18 protein-coding genes are annotated in these 19,267 nt (G+C 74.9%); 13 read left to right on the plus strand and 5 right to left on the minus strand.

The window, feature by feature from the left end; all coding sequences use genetic code 11:
• Positions 1–45 precede the first annotated feature (45 nt).
• The 4 genes from ybeY to era are packed head-to-tail and all read left to right on the plus strand — an operon-like array spanning position 46 to position 3,394.
• Positions 46–576 carry an rRNA maturation RNase YbeY gene (gene ybeY / locus DEF28_RS10295; protein ID WP_114397885.1) on the plus strand — a complete coding sequence of 177 codons (531 nt, stop codon included), beginning with the start codon at positions 46–48 and terminating at the stop codon, positions 574–576.
• Positions 573–2,006: a hemolysin family protein gene (locus DEF28_RS10300; protein WP_114397886.1), complete on the plus strand. Its 1,434-nt coding sequence runs from the start codon at positions 573–575 to the stop codon at positions 2,004–2,006. The genes ybeY and DEF28_RS10300 overlap by 4 nt, the downstream gene beginning before the upstream one ends.
• A 43-nt stretch (positions 2,007–2,049) precedes the next feature.
• Entirely contained in the window at positions 2,050–2,406 is a 357-nt protein-coding gene (locus DEF28_RS10305) for a cytidine deaminase (protein ID WP_233515221.1), read from the plus strand.
• Between the two features lie 19 nt (positions 2,407–2,425).
• Positions 2,426–3,394 (plus strand): GTPase Era, encoded by a 969-nt coding sequence (gene era / locus DEF28_RS10310; RefSeq protein ID WP_114397887.1) that lies wholly within the window; start codon positions 2,426–2,428, stop codon positions 3,392–3,394.
• 57 nt (positions 3,395–3,451) lie between these two features.
• On the opposite strand, the gene DEF28_RS10315 is transcribed toward era, so the two are convergent.
• Complete coding sequence (locus DEF28_RS10315; RefSeq protein WP_114397888.1) at positions 3,452–4,567, minus strand: SGNH/GDSL hydrolase family protein; 1,116 nt, start codon at positions 4,565–4,567, stop codon at positions 3,452–3,454.
• Positions 4,568–4,855: 288 nt separating this feature from the next.
• On the opposite strand from DEF28_RS10315, the gene DEF28_RS10320 reads away from it, so the two are divergent.
• From DEF28_RS10320 to DEF28_RS10330, 3 genes are all read left to right on the plus strand, one after another.
• Positions 4,856–6,829 carry an acetoacetate--CoA ligase gene (locus DEF28_RS10320; protein WP_114397889.1) on the plus strand — a complete coding sequence of 658 codons (1,974 nt, stop codon included), beginning with the start codon at positions 4,856–4,858 and terminating at the stop codon, positions 6,827–6,829.
• Positions 6,830–6,852: 23 nt separating this feature from the next.
• A complete protein-coding gene (locus DEF28_RS10325; RefSeq protein WP_114397890.1) occupies positions 6,853–8,115 on the plus strand; it encodes a hypothetical protein in 1,263 nt (420 codons plus the stop codon).
• Between the two features lie 659 nt (positions 8,116–8,774).
• On the plus strand, positions 8,775–10,034 hold the full coding sequence (locus DEF28_RS10330) for a heparan-alpha-glucosaminide N-acetyltransferase domain-containing protein (protein WP_233515222.1): 1,260 nt from the start codon (positions 8,775–8,777) through the stop codon (positions 10,032–10,034).
• 51 nt (positions 10,035–10,085) lie between these two features.
• Here the strand turns inward: DEF28_RS10330 and DEF28_RS10335 are convergent, their stop codons facing one another.
• A complete protein-coding gene (locus tag DEF28_RS10335) occupies positions 10,086–10,733 on the minus strand; it encodes a TetR/AcrR family transcriptional regulator (RefSeq protein WP_114397892.1) in 648 nt (215 codons plus the stop codon).
• 102 nt (positions 10,734–10,835) lie between these two features.
• Between DEF28_RS10335 and DEF28_RS10340 the strand changes: the two genes are divergently transcribed.
• Entirely contained in the window at positions 10,836–11,342 is a 507-nt protein-coding gene (locus DEF28_RS10340) for a DoxX family protein (protein WP_114397893.1), read from the plus strand.
• A 70-nt stretch (positions 11,343–11,412) separates the two neighbouring features.
• On the opposite strand, the gene DEF28_RS10345 is transcribed toward DEF28_RS10340, so the two are convergent.
• Positions 11,413–12,183: an enoyl-CoA hydratase-related protein gene (locus DEF28_RS10345; RefSeq protein ID WP_114397894.1), complete on the minus strand. Its 771-nt coding sequence runs from the start codon at positions 12,181–12,183 to the stop codon at positions 11,413–11,415.
• A 100-nt stretch (positions 12,184–12,283) separates the two neighbouring features.
• Between DEF28_RS10345 and DEF28_RS10350 the strand changes: the two genes are divergently transcribed.
• Complete coding sequence (locus tag DEF28_RS10350; protein WP_114397895.1) at positions 12,284–13,162, plus strand: DUF1206 domain-containing protein; 879 nt, start codon at positions 12,284–12,286, stop codon at positions 13,160–13,162.
• Positions 13,163–13,228: 66 nt separating this feature from the next.
• Complete coding sequence (locus DEF28_RS10355; RefSeq protein ID WP_114397896.1) at positions 13,229–13,522, plus strand: hypothetical protein; 294 nt, start codon at positions 13,229–13,231, stop codon at positions 13,520–13,522.
• A 142-nt stretch (positions 13,523–13,664) separates the two neighbouring features.
• Here the strand turns inward: DEF28_RS10355 and DEF28_RS10360 are convergent, their stop codons facing one another.
• Complete coding sequence (locus DEF28_RS10360; protein WP_114397897.1) at positions 13,665–14,357, minus strand: HAD family hydrolase; 693 nt, start codon at positions 14,355–14,357, stop codon at positions 13,665–13,667.
• 343 nt (positions 14,358–14,700) lie between these two features.
• Here DEF28_RS10360 and DEF28_RS10365 point away from each other — a divergent pair, with 343 nt between their 5' ends.
• Together DEF28_RS10365 and DEF28_RS10370 are read left to right on the plus strand one after the other, a co-directional pair.
• Positions 14,701–15,171: a PTS sugar transporter subunit IIA gene (locus tag DEF28_RS10365; RefSeq protein ID WP_114397898.1), complete on the plus strand. Its 471-nt coding sequence runs from the start codon at positions 14,701–14,703 to the stop codon at positions 15,169–15,171.
• On the plus strand, positions 15,168–15,443 hold the full coding sequence (locus DEF28_RS10370; protein ID WP_114397899.1) for a PTS sugar transporter subunit IIB: 276 nt from the start codon (positions 15,168–15,170) through the stop codon (positions 15,441–15,443). The genes DEF28_RS10365 and DEF28_RS10370 overlap by 4 nt, the downstream gene beginning before the upstream one ends.
• 57 nt (positions 15,444–15,500) lie before the next feature.
• Here the strand turns inward: DEF28_RS10370 and DEF28_RS10375 are convergent, their stop codons facing one another.
• The gene (locus DEF28_RS10375; RefSeq protein ID WP_114397900.1) at positions 15,501–16,733 is read right to left on the minus strand and encodes an MFS transporter; all 1,233 of its coding nucleotides are present in this window, start codon (positions 16,731–16,733) and stop codon (positions 15,501–15,503) included.
• Between the two features lie 908 nt (positions 16,734–17,641).
• Between DEF28_RS10375 and DEF28_RS10380 the strand changes: the two genes are divergently transcribed.
• Positions 17,642–19,168, plus strand: coding sequence for a PTS ascorbate transporter subunit IIC (locus DEF28_RS10380; protein WP_114433205.1), 1,527 nt, complete (start codon positions 17,642–17,644; stop codon positions 19,166–19,168).
• Positions 19,169–19,267 lie beyond the last annotated feature (99 nt).

A 19,267-nucleotide genomic window follows, 5' to 3' on the forward strand; every position in this document is an offset into this window, starting at 1 on the left:
CCCGCGGACCGAACCCCAGAGACGACAGATAGGGCGCACCACCCAATGAGCATTGACGTCGCGAACGAATCCGGCGTCCCCACCGACGAGACGCGGCTGGCGCTGCTGGCCCGCCACGTCTTGGACGCCATGCGGATCCATCCGCTCGCCGAGCTGTCCATCGTGCTCGTCGACGAGGCGCCCATGACCGAACTGCACGTCCGGTGGATGGACGAGCCCGGCCCCACCGACGTGCTCTCGTTCCCGATGGACGAACTGCGTCCCGGCGGCCCGGGACGCACGTCCGATCCGGGCATGCTCGGCGACGTGATCATCTGCCCGCAGGTCGCCGAGCGGCAGGCGCGCAAGGCGGGGCACAGCACGCAGGACGAGATCGACCTGCTGTGCACGCACGGCATCCTGCACCTGCTCGGCTACGACCACGCCGAGCCCGAGGAGCACAAGGAGATGTTCGGCCTGCAGGGCGAGCTGCTGGCCGGCTGGCGCCAGCTCCAGGCGGCCGGGGCCGAGCCCGCGCAGCCGCCGACGACTCCGGAGGCGCGGGCCGACGAGGAGAGGGAAGACACGTCGCGATGAGCGCTGGCCATACCGGCCCGGCCGGTCTCACGGCACTGGCCGCCGACACCGCCCTGGGGCTCGCCGGGGGGCCGGGCCTCCTCGAAGCCGCGGCCGCGTTCGGCTGCGCGCTCCTGCTCGCGCTGCTCGCCGGGTGCTGCGTGGCCGCCGAGGTGGCGCTGTCCCGGGTCGTCAGCATGGGCGCCACCGGGGCCGACGGCGCCGAGGGACGCGCCCCCGGCCGGCTGGCCGCCGTCACCGCCGACCCCGTCCGCCACCTCAACACGGTGCTGCTGCTGCGGGTCGCGTTCGAGGTGCTGGCCACGCTGTCGCTGCTGGTGGGCTTCGTCGCGCTGCTCGACTTCGGCTGGCCGGCGGTGCTCGGCGCGGCCGTCGTGATGATCCCGGTCAACTACGTGCTCATCGCGGTGACCCCCCGCATCCTCGGCCGGCAGTTCGCGGAGCCGGTGGCGCGGGCCGCCGCAGGCGTCGTCGCGCCGGCCACCCTGGTGCTGGGGCCGCTCGCGCAGCTGCTGGTACGGCTAGGCCGTGCCGCCACACCGCCCGGCAGGGGTGACCGGGAGGGTCCGTTCTCCACCGAGGACGAGCTGCGCCGCCTGGTGGACCTGGCCGAGCGCGGCCACGTCATCGACGCCGACGAGCGCGAGATGATCCACTCGGTGTTCCAGCTCGACGACACCTCGGTCCGCGAGGTCATGGTGCCGCGCACCGACATCGTCTTCATCGGGCACGACGCCGGTGCGGAGGACGCGCTGTCGCTCGCGCTGCGCAGCGGCTACTCCCGCATCCCGGTCACCGGCGAGGACGAGGACGACGTCGTCGGCATCGTCTACCTCAAGGACGTGGTGGCCCGGCTGCACGACGAGTGGGCCGCCTCCGCCGGCGGACCGGACGGCGGCCGCCCGGCGGCAGCCGCCGACCCCGGCCGGACGGTGCGCGACATCATGCGCCCGGCCAGCTACGTGCCGGACTCCAAGCCCATCGACGAACTGCTGCGCGACATGCAGCGGCAGCGCATCCACGTCGCCGTGGTCATCGACGAGTACGGCGGCACCGCCGGCCTGGTCACCATCGAGGACATCGTCGAGGAGATCGTCGGCGAGATCACCGACGAGTACGACGACGAGGTGCCGCCCGTCGAGCGGCTCGGCGAGGACCGGGCCCGGGTGACCGCCCGGCTGCCCGTGGGCGAGCTCTCCGAGCTGTTCGGTGTGGACCTGGACCTGGAGCACCTGGACGTCGAGACGGTGGGCGGGCTGCTCGCCTACGTGCTGGGGCGGGTGCCCATCAGCGGATCGCGCGCCGTCTACGCGGGCCTGCGGCTGACCGCCGAGGACCCGTCCGGGCGCCGCAACCGCACCGCGACCGTGATCGTCGAGCGGCTGTCGATGCCGGCCGAGTCCTCCGCCGGTCCCGCCGACGAGTCCTGACTCCGCGCGGCACCGGCCGCACCGACCAAGAGGAAGGCAGTACGTGAGCGACCCGATCCGCCCTGACGAGGACCTCGGCCCCGAGGACGGCAAGCTGATCACCCTGGCCCGCTCCGCGCGCGCCCGCAACGCCGCGGCTGAGGGCGCCGCCGTGCGGGACGAGACCGGCCGCACCTACGTCGCCACGACCGTCGCGCTGCCGGCTCTGGAACTGACCGCCCTCCAGGCGGCGGTGGCCGCCGCGGTGTCCAGCGGAGCGCGGAACCTGGAGGCGGCGGTGGTCGTGACGGAGGCGGCCGAGCACGCCCCCGTCGACCTCGCCGTGGCCCGGGACCTCGCGACCGCCGCCGTGGTGCTCGTCGCACCGGACGGCACGCCCGCGCGCGTCACGCGCGCCTGACAGGAGAACGAACCGGCCCATGAGCGACCTCGACCTGGAACGCCTGCGAACGCCCCTGCCGATGCCCAGCCATCCGGAGGGGTTCCGCAGCGGGTTCGCCTGCTTCGTCGGCCGGCCCAACGTGGGCAAGTCGACCCTGATGAACGCGCTGGTGGGCCAGAAGGTGGCCATCACCAGCAACCGGCCGCAGACGACCCGCCGCACGGTGCGCGGCATCGTGCACCGCGACGACGCGCAGCTCATCGTCGTGGACACCCCCGGGCTGCACAAGCCGCGGACCCTGCTCGGGGAGCGGCTGGACAGCCTGGTGCGCTCCACCCTCGTCGAGGTCGACGTGATCGGGTTCTGCGTGCCGGCCGACGAGCCGATCGGCCGGGGCGACACCTACATCGCCCGCGAACTCGCCGGCCAGCGTGACACCCCGGTCGTCGCGATCGTCACCAAGACCGACAAGACCGACCGCGCGCGGCTCACCGAGCAGTTGCTCGCCGTGTCCCGGCTGGGGGAGTGGGCCGACGTCGTCCCGGTGTCGGCGAACGGCGGCTTCCAGCTCGACACCCTCACCGACGTGCTGTGCGGCCACCTCCCGGAGGGGCCGCCGCTGTACCCCGACGGCGACCTCACCGACGAGCCGGACGAGATGCTGGTGGCCGAGCTCGTCCGGGAGGCGTCCCTGGAGGGCGTCCGCGACGAACTGCCGCACTCCATCGCCGTGGTGGTGGAGGAGATGGGCCCGCGCGAGAACACCCGGCCGGGGCGGGAGATCACCGACATCTACGCCTCCCTGTACGTGGAGCGGCCCAGCCAGAAGGCCATCGTGATCGGCGCCAAGGGCAGCCGGCTGCGCGACGTGGGGACCCGGGCGCGCCAGCAGATCGAGGCGCTGCTGGGGCAGCGGGTCTACCTCGACCTGCGGGTCCGGGTGGCCAAGGACTGGCAGCGCGACCCCAAGCAGCTCCGGCGGCTGGGGTTCGACCAGCAGGTCTAGGGCGCCCCGCCGGCCGTACCCCGTCGGACGCCCCGGCACAGCCGGGCGCCGCCGGGGTCAGTCCGCCTCCGCCGCCAGCACCTCCGGGCTCGCGTTGCGCACGGTCTCCCGGGTGGCGTACAGCCGGCGCTCCGGTCCGGCCTCGATCTGGGCCAGGACCCGCTCGCTCACGGCGCGCTGGCCCTCGGCGGTGGGGTGGAACGTGCTGCGGTCGATGGTGACGCCCTCGGTGAGGTCGCGCAGCAGCACGCCGTTGACCCAGGGCTCCTCGGTGCCCACCTCGTGGCCGGATACCACGTCGTAGACGTCCACGAACTCCACGCTGCCCACCTGGCCGGCGTCGGCGATCTCCGCGTCGGCCGCCTCGGCGGCCTCGCGGATCTGGCGGTTGAAGCGCTGGATCGTGGTGTTCAGCCAGCGCTGGTCGGTGGCGGTCAGCGTGTAGTACATGCCGTCGGGCTTGGCGGCGAACAGCCGCGGATAGCCCAGCACGACCACACGGGCGTCGGGGGCCCGCTCGCGGACCTCGCCGATGACGTCCTCGAAGGTCGACTCGAACGTGCGCATGCGCTGGTCGATGTCCTCCTCCTGGCCGATGCAGGCGTCACTCTCCAGCAGGGGGACCCGCAGCATGCACGCCTTCAGGACGGAGGTGAACCCGAGGTCGTTGCCGCCGATGCCGATGGTGACCAGGGAGGCGTGCCGGGACACGCGGTCGAGCTGGGAGTCGGCGCCACCCAGCGAGTCCAGCATCGCGTAGCCGCGCTGGCCGCTGCACGCGACGAAGCCGAGCTCCCCGGCGAAGTCGAAGCTGTCGGCGATGATCCGGGGGTAGGCGTTGGCGGACCGCCAGCACCCTCCCGAGACCGCCGTCCCCGAGAGGTAGTCGTCGGCGCCGTCGCCCGAGGAGTAGGAGTCGCCGAGCGCGTAGTAGTTGCCCCAGGTGGCGGCCTCCAGCGGTGACAGCGAGATCCGCCAGTCGACGTCGTCCCCGGGTTCCTCCGGCGGGCTGTACGGCGGTCCCGGGCAGCCGGTCCCGGTGAGGTCGCACCAGGCCAGCTGGGCCGCCAGCCGGGTGCTGGGGACGGCCACCACGACCACGGACCCGATGACCAGGATCGCGGCGACGATGCCGACGATGACTCCCCGCCTGCCGAGCGCCGGTTTCCGCACTGCGCCGCTCCGCCTTTCGCCCCGCTTCCATTGCCGCGCCGCGTCAAGGCTACCCGGCGCCGCCGACCGGTTCGCGGTCCGGAAGCGGCCTGGACTCCGGGTTTCCCCGTCCTGCGAAGCGGTGCCGGGCGCGGAGCGGGGGCGTCCCACGTGGCCCACGTCACGTGTTACCCGCACCCGGCGGCGTGCCGGACGGAGCCGCTGTTGTTCAATGGGCCGCACAGCCGTGTGCGGGAGCGTCGGCGGTCCCGGGCCGGTCCTCCCGTCGAACCCAGGAGGGGCGCGAGAATGACTCCAACGCCGCAGCCACCCGTGCTCTGGCAGCCCGACGGCGAACGGCGCGAGCGCGCGAACATCACCGCGTTCGCGCGCTGGGTGCACGAGAACCGCGGGGTGGAGGTGGCGGACTACGACGCGCTGTGGCGCTGGTCGGTCACCGACCTCGACGGTTTCTGGTCGACGATCTGGGAGTACTTCGACGTCCAGGCCGACACCCCCTACGAGCGCGTCCTCACCGACCGCGCCATGCCGGGCGCGAGCTGGTTCCCCGGGGCCACCCTGAACTACGCCCGGCACGTCTTCCGGGGCCGGGACGACGACGCCGTGGCCATCCGGCACGCCTCGGAGCTGCGGGTGCTGGGCGAGTGGACGTGGGGCGAGCTGCGCCGCCGCACCGCGGCCATCGCCGCCGGCCTGCGCCAGCTCGGCGTCGGGCCCGGCGACCGGGTGGTGGGCTACCTGCCGAACATCGCCGAGGCGGTCGCGGCCTTCTACGCGTGCGCGTCCATCGGCGCGGTGTGGTCCTCGTGCTCCCCGGACTTCGGGGTGCGCAGCGTCATCGACCGCTTCACCCAGATCGAGCCGAAGGTACTGCTCGCCGTCGACGGCTACCGCTACGGCGGCCGCGACTTCGACCGCCGCGACGTGGTCGCGGCGCTGCGCGAGCAGCTTCCCACGCTGGAGCACACCGTCGTCCTCGGCTACCTGCGCGACGAGCCGGTCGAGGGCACCCTGGACTGGGCGGAACTGGAGCGGGCGGGTGAGGGCGCCGAGCTGCGCTTCGAGCCCCTGCCCTTCGACCACCCGCTGTGGGTGCTCTACTCCTCCGGCACCACCGGCCTGCCCAAGGCCATCGTGCACGGGCACGGCGGCATCCTGCTGGAGCAGCTGAAGAACCTGCACCTGCACCTGGACGCGCGCCCCGAGGACCGGGTCTTCTGGTTCACCACCACCGGGTGGATGATGTGGAACTTCCTGGTGAGCGTGCTGCTCACGGACGCCTCCATCGTCCTGTACGACGGCAGCCCCGGGTATCCGGACCTCGGCGCGCTGTGGGACCTGGCCGAGCGGGCGCGGGTCACCGTCTTCGGAACCAGCGCCGGGTTCCTGGCCTCCTGCATGAAGGCGGGGCTGCACCCGGCCGAGGGGCGCGACCTCTCCGCCCTGCACGCGATCGGGTCAACCGGGTCGCCGCTGTCCCCGGAGGGCTTCGCCTACTGCTACCGCGAGTTCGGATCCCAGCTGTGGCTGTTCTCCACCAGCGGCGGGACCGACGTGTGCAGCTGCCTGGTCGGCGGCGTGCCCACGCTGCCGGTGTACGAGGGCGAGATCCAGGCCCGTTCGCTCGGTATGGCGGTCGCCGCATGGGACCCCGAGGGCAAGGAGGTCGTGGGCGAGGTCGGCGAACTCGTGATCACCGAGCCGGCGCCGTCCATGCCGCTGTTCCTGTGGGGCGACCCGGACGGCGAGCGGCTGCGCGACAGCTACTTCGCCGTCTACCCCGGCGTCTGGCGGCACGGCGACTGGATCGAGATCACCGAACGCGGCACCGCCGTCATCTACGGGCGCTCCGACTCCACCATCAACCGCGGCGGCGTGCGCATGGGCACCAGCGAGATCTACCGGGCGGTGCTGGCGCTGGAGGACGTGGTCGACGCCCTGGTGGTCGACGTCCCGCAGCCGGACGGCGGCTCGCGGATCGAGCTGTTCGTGGTGCTGCGCCCCGGCCGCGAGCTGGACGACGACCTCACCCGCCGCCTGGCCCGGCGGATCCGGGAGGACTGCTCGCCGCGCCACGTCCCCGACGGCGTGCGCGCCATCGCGGCGGTCCCGCGCACGCTCTCGGGCAAGGTGCTGGAGGTCCCGGTCAAGCGCATCCTCATGGGCCAGGAGCCGGAGAAGGTCGCCAGCCGCGACTCGCTGGCCAACCCGGAGGCGCTGGACTTCTTCGCCCGGCTCGCGGCGGAGGGCACCCCGTCTTGAGGAACCGGCAACGAGGCAGCGCGGTGGGTGAGAGACCGGGCACGAGGCTGTGGGCGGCCCGCAGGGCGGTCCGCATCGTGCGGGTGGCGCTCGCGGTTCTCGCGGTGCTGTCGATGATCGTGGCGGCACGCACCTCGGAAGACGATCTGGTGGTCAGCGACACCGCGTTCGTGGTGATGCTGGTGGCGCTGGGGGCCCTCCTGCTCGGCGGCTTCGTGTGGTGGCCCCCGGCCGGGGGGTCGCCGGCGGTGCGGCGGCGCGCCTGGGCACGGGTGGTGGCGCGGTGGGTGTGGGCCGCCATCGCGGTGGCGGGCTACTCCGTGACGGGAGCGGCGGTGCTCACCGACCACGGTGCCGCGGTCGCCGGCGGGCTGCTCGTGCTCTGCGCGTCGCCGCTGGCGTACCCGGTGGTCGTCGGCCTGAGCGGAGCCCGCACCGAGGCGGGGATGACGGTGCCCGAACTGCGCGCCTGGGCGCGGGACCAGCGAGCGCGGCACAAAGTGCCGTACTCGCGCCGGGAGGTCCTGGTGTCCCGCGACCTCGCCCGGCAGCACGCCCCGCTCACGGTCCGTCCCAGTGGCCAGCCGCTGTCCGGCGGACCGCCGCCCCGGAGGATGCGGGGGTGGCTGCGCCACGGCGCGCTGTCCGCCGATGCCGCGACCGTGTCCGTCACGGACGCGCGGGGCCGCACCTGGCGGCTGCCGCGCGGTGGCGAGGGCGGGGTCGCGGACCTGGCGATCTGCCGTGAGACGGTCCGCTACATCAACGTCGACGGGACGGGAACCGAGCCGCTCTGGCGTGAGCACCTCAGCCTGGTCACCCGTGGTAGCGTCCGGCTGCTGGACGTGGAGATCTACGGATGGACGCGGTCCGAGCTGTGCCGGTTCGCGGAGGCGACCGGGCTCGGCCTGCGCCGACTCTGGCTCGACACCCCCCATGTGCAGCAGCTGGGGCTGTTCCAGGTGTCGATGCCGCCGACCCCGATCGGGCTGATGCTGCCCCGGGGCGCCGGGTACCGCCGGGTGCCCGGCCGCGCCCGCTGGCCGGCCGTGCTCGGGTACACCGCCGGGGTCCTCACGGCTCTGGGCGCCGTCGCGGCGCTGTGGGGTGCCGCGGCCGGTGTCGGGCGGCTGCTCACGCCGGTCGCCCCCGGGTGGCTGGTCAATCTCGCCGGGATGCTCGTCAGCGTGGTGCTGCTGGCGCTGCTGGCCGTGGGGGTGCGCAGAACCTTCGTCGCGGTCCGTACGCGGTACCGGGAGCGGGCCCGCACCGTTGACGAGGCGTGACCCGCGGCGCGCGGGGCCGCCGGGACGAGGTCGGCGGATCCGGCCGGCGGGCACCCGGCTGACCGCGGACGCCGTGGGAGCGGGTGACCGCCGGCCCGGCCGGTCCCCGCTGCCGTCCGGGTGCGCCCCGCCACGGCGCGGTCGCGCGCGGGCGGACGCGTCAGCGCTGGCCGGTCGCGGCCGCGGTGCAGGAGGGGCGCGGGCATCCCGAGGAGCCGGGCCGCGCGGGCAGACCCGCCCGGCCCGGATCGCGGTGGCGGAGTCCGCGCCGCCACCGCCCGGCGGGGGCGGGCTTGCCGTACGTGATCGGCGCTCGCCCACGTGCCCGGCATTCGGCTCCGACGCGGCCGGTACCGGCGCGGCTGGGCGCGGGCGTGCCAGGCGTGGGCGGTCGCGGGGCGGGCAGGCCGCCGGTCCGGGGCAGGCACGCGGGCGGCGGGTGGCAGGGCCGCCGGTTCCCGGACCCGACCGCCGGCCCCGGGGGTTCTCGCGGTCCGCCGCCTCCAGCGCCGTCGGGGCCTACCGCTCCGCGCGGGAGCGCGGCCGGTTCCTCGCGGCCGGGTCCGGCCGGCTGCCCCGCCACCCGGCGGTCCCGTCCGCCGACCCCGGTCCGGCGTCCAGAGGGACAAAAGCGCCCAATACCCCCTAGCCTGGACGGCGTGTCGCAGCAGGCCGTTGATGACGGTGATATCGGACAGGAATCCGCGCCCCCACGGGCCGAGCGCATCGCGGGGGTGGACGCCGCCCGGGCGCTTGCCGTTTTCGGCATGTTCACCGTGCACCTGGGAGCGGGGGCCGTCGGACTGCTGGACGGCGATACCGCGGAGGCGCTGCACCAGCTCACCCGCGGGCGCTCCTCGGCGCTGTTCGCCTTCCTGGCCGGTCTGTCGCTCGCGCTGATGTCGGGGCGCGGCACGCCGCCCTCCGGCGACCGGCTGCACCGGCTGACCGCCCGCCTGCTGGTGCGCGCCGTGGTCCTCGCCCTCCTCGGGGGGCTGCTCGACCTGCTCAACACCCCGATCGCGGTCATCCTCGCCTACTACGGCGGCTTCTTCGTGCTGGCGCTGCCGCTGCTGCGGCTGCGTGCCGCCGCCCTGGCCGCGCTCGCGGTCGGAGTGGGGCTGGTGGGGCCGCAGCTGTCGTTCGCGGTCCGCGCCGCCATGGGGGACCAGGGGTACGTGGAGGGGTCCATCGCGAGTGTGGGGGACTTCCTGCTCACCGGTTACTACCCCGCCTGCACCTTCATGGCGTTCGTGCTGGCCGGCATGGCCGTCGGCCGGCTGGACCTGCGCGCGCTGCGGGTGCGCCTGGCCCTGGCCGGAACCGGGCTCGGGCTGCTGCTGCTCGGGTACGGGGGGTCGTGGCTGATCATGTACCCGCTGGGCGGAATCGACCGGCTCGCCGCGGAGCAGGTCGCCGACTACTACGGCGGCGCCGCCGTCGTGCCGGACGACCCGGCCATGCGCGGTGTCCTGCGGGAGTGGATGGCCGAGCAGCTGAACTCGCTGCACGGCGCGGTGCCCACCGACAGCCCGTTGTGGCTGGCCGCCGCCTCCCCGCACAGCGGCACCACCTTCGAGATCGCCGGCGCCGTCGGTACCGCGCTCCTGGTGCTCACCGGCTGCCTGGTGCTGGCCGATCTCCTCGGCCCGGTGCTCTACCCGCTGACCGCGGCGGGGTCCATGGCGCTGACGGTCTACGTGGGCCACATCGCGATGATCGCCTGGCTGGCCGCCTCGACCGAGGACGCCGCGCCGTTCCGGCTGGAGATGTTCGTCGTGTCGGCCCTGCTGCTGGCCTCGGTCTGGCGTGCTCTGCTGGGCCGCGGCCCCCTGGAGTGGGCGCTGGGCCGCCTCGGCACCGCGGCCGGGGACCTCCTGGTGCCGCGCCGGCCGGGCGCGGAGGACGCGCGCGGCTGAGATACGCGGCCGCCGCCTCGGCAGCGGTCCGGCCGCGCGCCGGCGGTGCGGTCAGCCGGCGGCGGGCGGATCCGCGGGGGCGAACAGGACGTCCGCGGCCTCCTCGAAGTAGTTCTCCGGGGTGCCGTCGCCCACGCTGCGGGCCAGGCTCCCCTCCCGCCACAGCGTGGCGAACCCGTGGGCGACCGACCAGGCGGCCAGGACGTAGCCGCGCCGGCGCGGTCCGTGCGGGCCGCCGGGGACGGCGCTGTTGAGGAGCGCGCCGCTGCGTTCGCGGGCGGCGGCGAGGCCGGGGTCGTCCGCGCGGCACAGGTCGAGCCGGAACATCACGTCGAAGTGGGCGGGGTGGTCGAGGGCGAAGCGTACGTAGCGGACGCCCAGTTCGCGTAGCACGGCCGCCGGGGCGTCCGTCCCATCCCCGTCCCCGGCGCCCCGTGCGCCGTGGCCGGGACCGCCGCCGGCGGCGGTCCCGGCGGTCATGGCGTCGGCCAGCAGGTGGTGCCCCTCGACCGCGATCGCGGTGAACAGCCCGGCCTTGTCGGTGAAGTGGTGGGCCGGCGCGGCGTGCGAGACCCCGGCCCGCCGGGCGAGGCCGCGCAGGCTGACCGCGGCGACGCCCTGTTCGGCGATGAGGTCGAGAGCGGCGTCGAGCAGCGTTCGTCGGAGGTCGCCGTGGTGGTAGGCGGTGCGTGCGGCCATGGGCGCAGTGTATCCCGAATCTTGTCATTGACAAGATTGCGGTGCCGCCCCAAACTTGTCGCTGACAAGATTGCTGGGGTGTCCCGCGAGGAGATGAGGACCATGCTCGTTCCACTGGTGCTGCTGACGGCCCTGCTCGCCTTCCGGGGGCTCGGCGCCCTGGGAGTGCGCAGGTTCCGCACGTGGCGGGTCAGCGCCGCCCACGGGCTGGCGGTGATGCTGGTGCTCACCGCCAGCGCGCACTTCGTGCCGCCCTCGGTGACGGTGATGCCCAACAGCGCCGACATGGTCGGCATGGTGCCGCCGCAGATCCCCTTCCCCGAGCTGGTGGTGTACGGCACCGGTGTGCTCGAACTCGCGGGGGCGGCCGGCCTGGTGCTGCCGGCCACGCGGCGCGTGGCCGGGTGGTGCGTGGCGGCGCTGTTCGTGCTGATGTTCCCCGCCAACGTCTACGCCGCCCTGAACGGCGTGCCGTTCGCCGGCGGGGAGCCGACCCCGCTCGCGGTCCGGCTTCCCGAGCAGCTCCTCTACATCGGCGTCGCCGTCTGGGCCGCGTGGCCGTCCCGTGAGGGACGGATCGCCGAACCCCGCCCGGCGGCGGTGGCCTGAGCCGGCTGCGGGGCCCCTGTACCGCATCGAAGCGGGCCGGAGGCCCTCCGGGGGCCGGAGCCCTTCCCGGTCAGGCCGGCCAGTGCGCCTGGCGCTTCTCCAGGAACGCGGCGATGCCCTCGCGGGCCTCCGGGGTCTGGCTGGCGGCGGCCATCACCTCGACCGCGTACTGGTAGGCGTCGGGCTCCGGGCGGCCGAACTGCGCGTACAGCGCCCGCTTGCCGAGGGCTTTGCTGCGCGCACTCCCCCGGGTGGCGCGCTCCAGCAGGGAACGTGCGGCGCCCTCCAGCTCCTCGGCCGGGACGACCCGGTTGACCAGGCCCCACTCGGCGGCGGTGGCGGCGTCGACGACGTCGCCCGTCAGCGCCATCTCCATCGCGCGTTTGCGGCCGACGTTGCGGGCGATCGCCACCATCGGCGTGTGGCAGAACCAGCCGCCCGCGCCGCCGGGTGCGGCGAAGCCGGCGGTGTCGGCGGCGACGGCGAGGTCGCAGTCGGCCACGAGCTGGCACCCGGCGGCGGTCGCCAGGGCGTGCACCCGCGCGATCACCACCTGCGGGACCGACTGCACGGTCCGCATCAACCGGACGCAGGTGTCCAGCAGTTCGCGAGCCCGCGCGAGGTCGGCGGACGCGACGTCGGCGAAGTCGTGGCCGGCGCAGAACACCGGGCCGTTCGCGGCCAGGGTGACACCGCGCGCGTCCGACGCGCCGACCTCCTCGAAAGCCGCGGTGAGCTCCCGCATGTGGTCGAGCGACAGCGCGTTGCGCCGCTCGGGGCGGTTCATCGTGATGGTGACGAAGTCACCGTCGCGCTTGACGAGGACGTGGTCGCGGCTCATGTCTGCCGACGTTACGCCGCCGCCTGGCGCGCGTCACGCGGCGGCGCGCCGCCCACCCGGCTCCCCGTTCGACCGGCCCGCGTGCGGGAAGGGAGACCGTATGGCACGGTCAGGCGGCGGCCGGACGGAGCACCTCGTCCGGCGCACGGGGCGGGAGGCGCGGTGGACCGGCCGGCGTGCGGCCGGCAGCCGGTGGCTGCGGTCCGTCGCGCGCGGCGGGCTGGCCGCCAAGGGGGTGCTGTACCTGGTGATCGGCTGGATCGCGCTGCAGATCGCGTTCGGCAACGGCGACGGCCGGGAGGCGGACAACATGGGCGCCCTGCGGCTGGTCGCGCAGAACCCCGTGGGGCTCGCGGCGCTGGCCGCCGCGGCGGCCGGGCTGGGCGGCCTCGCGGTCCGGGAACTCGCCCTGGGGCTGCTCGGCGGCCCCTACCACGGCGGTCGCTGGACCGGCGAGCGGCTCGGTGCGGTGGCGCGCGGCGCCGGGTACGCGGTGCTGTGCGGGTCGACCACCGGCTTCCTGCTGGGGGTGCGGCGCTCGGTGTCGCAGGACGAGCAGTCCGTCGCGCTCACCGCCCGCGTGATGGCGCTGCCGGGCGGGCAGCTCCTCGTCGGGGCCGCCGCACTGGTGCTGGTGGGGGCCGGCTGCTACGCCGCCTGGTGGGGCGTGTCCCGCGGGTTCGAGCGGGAGCTGCGCACCGGCGACATGCCGCCGGGAGTCCGCCGCGCGGTCGTGGCGCTCGGAGTGACCGGGAGCCTGGCCCGGGCCGTGGTCATCGTCGCCGCGGGCGTGCTCGTGGGCTGGGCGGCGTGGAGCTACCACCCCGACCGCGCCCAGGGCCTGGACGGCGCGTTGCGCGCGCTGGCCGAGACCCCGGCCGGGCCGTGGCTGCTCGTCGCGGTCGCCGCCGGCGTGTGCGTGTACGGGCTGTACTGCTTCTGCGAGGCCCGGTGGGCCCGCGACCACCCTCCGTCGTGACCCACGTCACCGCACTGATCGGCGTGCACCCGCCCGGCAGCCGCGAGTGGCCGGAGACCGTGACGTATGGTGACAGAATCGTCGCAGACCATCACCTTCGGGTGGTGCGAGGGGGGGAACGTGCGCAGCGGACTGCGGATCGCTCTGGGAGCGCTGGCGGCGGCGCTCACGCTCACCGACGCGGGCGCCGCGTCGGCCGCCGCCGGCCTGGAGCAGCGGCTCAGGGAACGCCACGCGGGGCCGTACCGGCTGACGGTCGAGCACAGCACGGCGTTCCTCATCGACTCCAACACGGGGAAGCGGGGGCTGCCGCGCCCCAAGAGCACGGTGGTCACCCGGACGGTGGTCACCCTCCGCTGAACACCTCGGAGGAGGCGGGACGGCCACCAGGCGCACACCGCGCCGGGCCCCCGAGCCGCACGGCGGCGCCCCGCCACCGGACCGCGTGCGGACCGCCTCCCCCGTCGAGCACCGGCAGGGGGCGGCCGGCCGCCGGTCCGCCTCAGCCGAACACCTCGGCCAGCCGCGTGAACGGGTCGACCGTGCGGAACCGCTCATGGCCGTCGGGCACCTCGGCGTGCTCCAGCGACCACGTCATCGGGTGCGGGACCAGCACCGCGCCGAGGCCGGCGGTCAGGGCCGGACGCACGTCCGAACGGGGCGAGTTTCCGATCATCCAGGTGTCGAGCGGGTCCAGGCCGTGCCGCGAGCAGAACTCCTGGTAGGCGGCCGGGTCCTTCTCCGGGACGATGCCGATTCCGGCGAACACCGGAGCCAGGCCCGACGCCTCGATCTTCGCCTGCTGCTCCGCCCGGTTCCCCTTGGTCAGCAGGAAGAGCGCGTGCCGGTCGGCCAGGGCCCGCAGCGTCTCCGGTACGCCCTTGATGATCTCCGGCGCGGGGGTCCGGATCGGGGCGCAGGCCGCGCGCAGCGCCGCGCGGTCGGGGTCGGAGAGGGGCGCCCCGGGGCGCAGCCGGGTCAGGCAGACCGCCAGGCTGTGCGCGAACGAGTCCACGCCGTAGCCGTGGGTCGTGATGGTCTCCCGCTGGACGTCGTCCAGCGCGGCCAGCACCCGCGCGCGCGACAGCGTCGGATGCGCGAGGTGCCGGACGAACACGTCCTTCGCCCGTTCGAACAGCACGTTGTTCTCCCACAACGTGTCGTCGGCGTCGAAGATCAGATTGCGCCGCGGCACCGTTGCCTCCCGTATGTCCGCCCTCGGCACGCCGGGACGCGGTCGCGGCGGCACCGGCGTCCGCCATCATGGCGGGCGCGGCCGTGCCCGGCAACGGGTTTGCGGCGGTGCGCACGGGGACCGCGGCGGCGGACCGCGGCCGGACGCGGCGAAGAGGCCCGCCCGCCGAGGCCGGCGCGCCCGCCCGGTACGGGCACGTTCCACCGGGCAGGCGGGCCCCTGCGACACATCGCACGATGTGCGTTACTTCCGTGCGAATCCCACCTAGCGTTGGGGGGAGCCGACTCCGGCGTCCGGGGCATCGCGGCCGGCGGCGGTCGGGTGCGGCTGCGGGAGGAGACCAATGGCGGAACCGGCGATCACACGGCTGCTCGCCGTCGAGGCGATCGTCACCGGCATCCAGGTCGACGACTGGCGCGCCGCCATCAGGGCGGCCGGTGAGCTCCTGGTCGCGGCGGGGGCGACGACCGACGCCTACACCGAGCAGATGCGCGCCGCCGTGGAGCAGCACGGCCCCTACATCGTCATCGCGCCCGGTATCGCCCTGGCGCACGCCCGCCCGTCGCACGTCGTGCTGCGGACCGCGCTGTCCTGGGCCGGCCTGGCCACCCCGGTGGAGTTCGGCCACCCCGACAACGACCCCGTCGAACTGGTGGTGGGCCTGGCCGCGGTCGACCACGACGGCCACTCCGCCGTCCTGGCGCGGATCTCGCACCTGCTCGCCGAGCGCGACCTGCTGCGCGTGCTGCGCGCCGCGAGCGGGCCGGAGGAGATCCGCGCCCTGCTGGCCAAGCACGACGAGGCGGACCGATGAAGATCCTCGCGGTGTGCGCCATGGGCATCGGCACCAGCGTCATCCTCAAGATCAACGCCGAGCAGGCCATCCAGCGGCTGGGCATCGGCGCCGACGTGGAGGTGGCCGACATCGGGACGGCGCGCGGCGCCGCGGCGAGCGCCGACATCGTGCTCACCTCCGCGGCCATCGCCGAGGAGATCGGCGACGTCGGCATCCCGGTGCTCGTCATCGACAACTTCGTCGACGAGGACGAGATCCGGGACAAGCTCGCCGGCGAGATCGGCATCTGAGGAACCGGCCGGGCCGCCGGTGCGGGGCCGCCGGCCCGGCCCGGCGCCGCACCGGGGCTACGCCCGCGCCTCGTCGCCCGCGGCGGCCGCGGTCCGGGGCCGCAGCGACCTCACCAGCACGGCGGCCACCAGAGCGGCCGCCGGAATGAGCGCCAGCCCGACCCGGAGCGAACTCGCGTCGGCGATGACCCCCACCAGCGGCGGGAAGCACAGGAACCCGGCGCGGGCCAGCCACGCGACGATGGTCACTCCGTCGCCGCTGCGTACCCCGGGGACGTTGCCCGCCGCGGCTAGGCCGAGCGGGAACAGCGTCGCGACCCCGAACCCGGCCAGCCCGAACCCGAGGATCGCCGTGGCCGGCATCGGGAGCAGGACGGCGGCCCCCATGCCCGCGGCGGCCACCAGCGCGCCGGTGCGGGTCACGGCCACGGCGCCGAACCGGTCCGTGAGCCGGTCACCGGTGAGCCGCCCGAGCGTCATCAGCGCCTGGCACGCCACGAACGGCAGGCCGGCGAGGAACGCGGACGCCGCCAACTCGTCCCGGGCGAAGACGGCGCCCCACGACGCGGCGGAGTCCTCGACGGCGCCGGCCAGCATCAGCAGCACGCCGAGCGCCAGCAGCACTCCGGCGGCGCCGCGCAGCACCCGCGCGATGTCGGCCCGGCTCGTGTGCTCGGAGCCGTCCGCCCGCTCGCTGTGGTCGGGGCCGGCGAGCAGGAACCGGCCGGCGATGAGTCCCACCGCCGTCAGCAGCACCGCCACCCCGGTCAGGTGCGCCGCGATCGGCGCCCCCAGGCCCGCCATGGCGGCACCGATGAGGCCGCCGCTCACGGCGCTCAGGCTCCACAGAGCGTGGAACGCGTTGATGATCGACCGGCCGTAGCGGCGCTGCACCCGCAGCCCGTGCGCGTTCATGGCGGAGTCGGTCCAGGCGTCCAGCGCGCCCAGGCAGAACAGCGCCGCGGCCAAGCCGAGCCAGTTGGGGGCGAGCGCGATCAGCGGCAGGACCCAGCAGGCCGCGATGCTGGTGATGACCGCGGAGCGCCCGCTGCCGAGCCGCGCGATCAGCGGCCCCGCCAGCATGCCGAGCAGCAGCGCGCCCAGCGGCATCACCGCGATCGCGCTGCCCAGCGCGGCGTTGGACAGGTCCAGCCGGTCCTTGATCGTCGGAAGCCACGGCACCAGATTGGCGTAGGTGAATCCGTTGGCGAAGAACAGACCGGCGACGGCGAGCCGGGCCCGCCGCTCCACCGTGCCGGGACGTACCAGGGTGCGTTCGTCGCGGGGCACCGAACCTCCGTAGCGCGAGCAGGGGAAACGCTCCGGGGGAAGCATTTTCCGGCCGGAGCGGCGATCCGAGGCTAAGGGACGGAGGGCGCGGCTGTGGAGGGGGTTTTCGGATTTCCGATCGGGCCGGGACGCGGCACCGGCCGGGACTGCGTGGGGGCTGCGGCCCGCCGGGGGAAGGGGGGACACCGACCGGACCGGTGCCGCTTCCGACCTCCGGGGCTGGCCGGTCGCGCCAGCGGGTCTGTCCGAGCGCCGGCGCAGGCCCGGTTCGGCGCCGCCCCATGGGCTGCGGTGGCCCGGGCGGCGGTCGCACGCGCTTTTGTGCACGGCGGCGCACGGCGTCCGCGGCCAGCCCACCGGGGTGTGCGGGGGCGCGTCCGCGGCGGCACCCGGGCCCGGAGGGAGCGCTCCGATGGGGGCGGGCTCCGGCGGGAGCGCAGCCGCCCGGCGGGTGTGGGGCGCCGCCGTCCCGCCGCGGAGTGCTGCGGGGACCCGGGGACCGCGTTCCCGTGCGGTGTCGACCGGGCCGCGCGGCGGCGAGCCAACCGCCTCCGGTGCCGACGACCGGGCCGCCCGCCAGCCGGAGGGGCACCGAGGCCGACGGGACGGCGGCCGGGGGCCCGCGGGGCGCCCGTTGGTCCCGATGCGCCGTGGACACCGCTCCGGCCGGGCCGCGCCCGGGCGGCGCCCGGCCGAAGAGGCCGTCCGCGGTGACTCACGCGGCGCGGGCCTCGCGGCCGCGGCTCGCCGGCCACCGGGCCATCCCGGCACGGACAGCGGCCGCGGCTCGCGGACGTCGGCGCTGGTCAACCCTTGGCGGCGGCGTCGGCATTACCATCACCGTCTCTGGATAGTGGTGCTGCGAGCGTGACCTCCCCGCGACAGCGAACGGGACATCGAGGCGGTACATGGAGCGCGTACTCACGGTCGTGGAGTTCCTCGTCGATGAGGTGCTCACGGTCCCGGCCTACCTGGTGGGGCTGATCACCGCCGTCGGATTGGTCGCGCTGCGCCGCTCCGTCCCGCAGGTCATCGGTGGTGCGGTGAAGGCCGCGCTGGGCTTCCTGCTCATCGAGGTCGGCGGGATGCTGGTCACCATCTCGCTGAAGCCGCTCGGCACCATGATCAGCGGCGTCACCGGGGCGCACGGCGTGGTGCCGAACAACGAGGCGATCGTCGCCCTCGCCCAGGCGGAGTTCGGAGCCCAGGTGCCGTGGGTGATGATCTGCGGCTTCGTCCTCAGCCTGCTGCTGGCGCGCTTCTCACCGCTGCGCTACGTCTTCCTCACCGGCCACCACATCCTGTGGATGTCGACGCTGGTCACCATGGTGATCGCCGCTGCCGGGCTGCCGCCGGCCGCCACGGTGCCGCTCGGTGCCGTCCTGCTCGCGGTGATGTTCGTGTCCATGCCGGCGCTCGCCCAGCCGTGGACCCGCCGGGTCGGTGGCGACGGCAAGATCGCGATCGGCCACTTCGGCAGCCTCGGCTACATCACGGCCGGGGTGGTCGGCCAGATCGTCGGCCGGAGGGGCGCCAGCACGGAGGACCTGCGGGTGCCCGAGGGCCTGCGCTTCCTGCGCGATCCGATGGTGTCCATCGGCCTGTCGATGGCGGTGATCTACCCGCTGGTGGGTGCGGCGTACCTGTGGCGGGAGGGCGGCGCGGCCGCGCGGGCGCTGTTCCCGCCGCTGCACGGCGCCGAGCCGACGCTCGGGCACTTCTTCATGCAGGCGGCGATGCAGGGGCTGCTGTTCGGTGTGAGCGTCGCGGTGATCCTCTACGGGGTGCGGACCATCCTCGGCGAGCTCATCCCCGCATTCCAGGGCATCGCCAACCGGATCGTCCCGGGGGCGGTGCCGGCGCTGGACGCGCCGATCGTCTTCCCGTTCGGGCAGAACGCGGTGCTGGTGGGCTTCCTGGCCAGCCTCACCGGCGGGCTGGTGAGCCTGGCGGTGGTGGTCGTGCTGCTCGATCCCGCGGTCGGCGTGGCCGTGGTGCTGCCCGGCCTGCTCCCGCAGTTCTTCACCGGCGGGGCGGCCGGGGTCTACGGCAACGCCACCGGCGGCCGCCGCGGCGCCGTGTGCGGCGGGTTCGCCAACGGCGTCCTCATCACGTTCCTGCCGGCCCTGCTGCTCGACGTCCTGGGCCGCTACCGCCACGCGAACACGACCTTCGGCGACACCGACTTCGGGTGGTACGGCATCCTCGTCGGCTACGCGGTCCGCCCCGGCGGAGTGCTCGGGGTGCTCCTCGCGCTCCTGGTGGGCGCGGTGGTGTTCGGCCTGGCGGTCCTCGTGCAGAAGCGGCTCGTCGAACCCGGTTGGGACCCGGGGGCCCGCCGCGACGCGGAACTGGCCCGGCAGGAGGAGGAGCGGGTGCGCCGGGCGAAGGAGGCCGGAGCGGGCGGCGGCGAGGAGGAGAACGGGGGCGGCTGACCGGCTCCGGGAACCCGGCCGCGGGGGACGCCGCCCCCGGCCGCCGCGCGGAAGGCGGTGCGCTCCGGATCTCCGCCGGGCTTCGATGCCGCTGCGGGC

Origin of the sequence: Marinitenerispora sediminis (assembly GCF_003336425.1) — a bacterium.
Taxonomy (GTDB): domain Bacteria; phylum Actinomycetota; class Actinomycetes; order Streptosporangiales; family Streptosporangiaceae; genus Marinitenerispora; species Marinitenerispora sediminis.

What these genes read in the sequence shown, in the direction of transcription:
- DEF28_RS10355 (WP_114397896.1), top strand. Translation starts at nt 13,229, where the DNA reads ATGGTGACAGAATCGTCGCAGACCATCACCTTCGGGTGGTGCGAGGGG.
- era (WP_114397887.1), top strand. Translation starts at nt 2,426, where the DNA reads ATGAGCGACCTCGACCTGGAACGCCTGCGAACGCCCCTGCCGATGCCC.
- DEF28_RS10350 (WP_114397895.1), top strand. Translation starts at nt 12,284, where the DNA reads ATGGCACGGTCAGGCGGCGGCCGGACGGAGCACCTCGTCCGGCGCACG.
- DEF28_RS10300 (WP_114397886.1), top strand. Translation starts at nt 573, where the DNA reads ATGAGCGCTGGCCATACCGGCCCGGCCGGTCTCACGGCACTGGCCGCC.
- DEF28_RS10340 (WP_114397893.1), top strand. Translation starts at nt 10,836, where the DNA reads ATGCTCGTTCCACTGGTGCTGCTGACGGCCCTGCTCGCCTTCCGGGGG.
- DEF28_RS10365 (WP_114397898.1), top strand. Translation starts at nt 14,701, where the DNA reads ATGGCGGAACCGGCGATCACACGGCTGCTCGCCGTCGAGGCGATCGTC.
- DEF28_RS10335 (WP_114397892.1), bottom strand. Translation starts at nt 10,733, where the DNA reads ATGGCCGCACGCACCGCCTACCACCACGGCGACCTCCGACGAACGCTG.
- DEF28_RS10370 (WP_114397899.1), top strand. Translation starts at nt 15,168, where the DNA reads ATGAAGATCCTCGCGGTGTGCGCCATGGGCATCGGCACCAGCGTCATC.
- ybeY (WP_114397885.1), top strand. Translation starts at nt 46, where the DNA reads ATGAGCATTGACGTCGCGAACGAATCCGGCGTCCCCACCGACGAGACG.
- DEF28_RS10345 (WP_114397894.1), bottom strand. Translation starts at nt 12,183, where the DNA reads ATGAGCCGCGACCACGTCCTCGTCAAGCGCGACGGTGACTTCGTCACC.
- DEF28_RS10320 (WP_114397889.1), top strand. Translation starts at nt 4,856, where the DNA reads ATGACTCCAACGCCGCAGCCACCCGTGCTCTGGCAGCCCGACGGCGAA.
- DEF28_RS10380 (WP_114433205.1), top strand. Translation starts at nt 17,642, where the DNA reads ATGGAGCGCGTACTCACGGTCGTGGAGTTCCTCGTCGATGAGGTGCTC.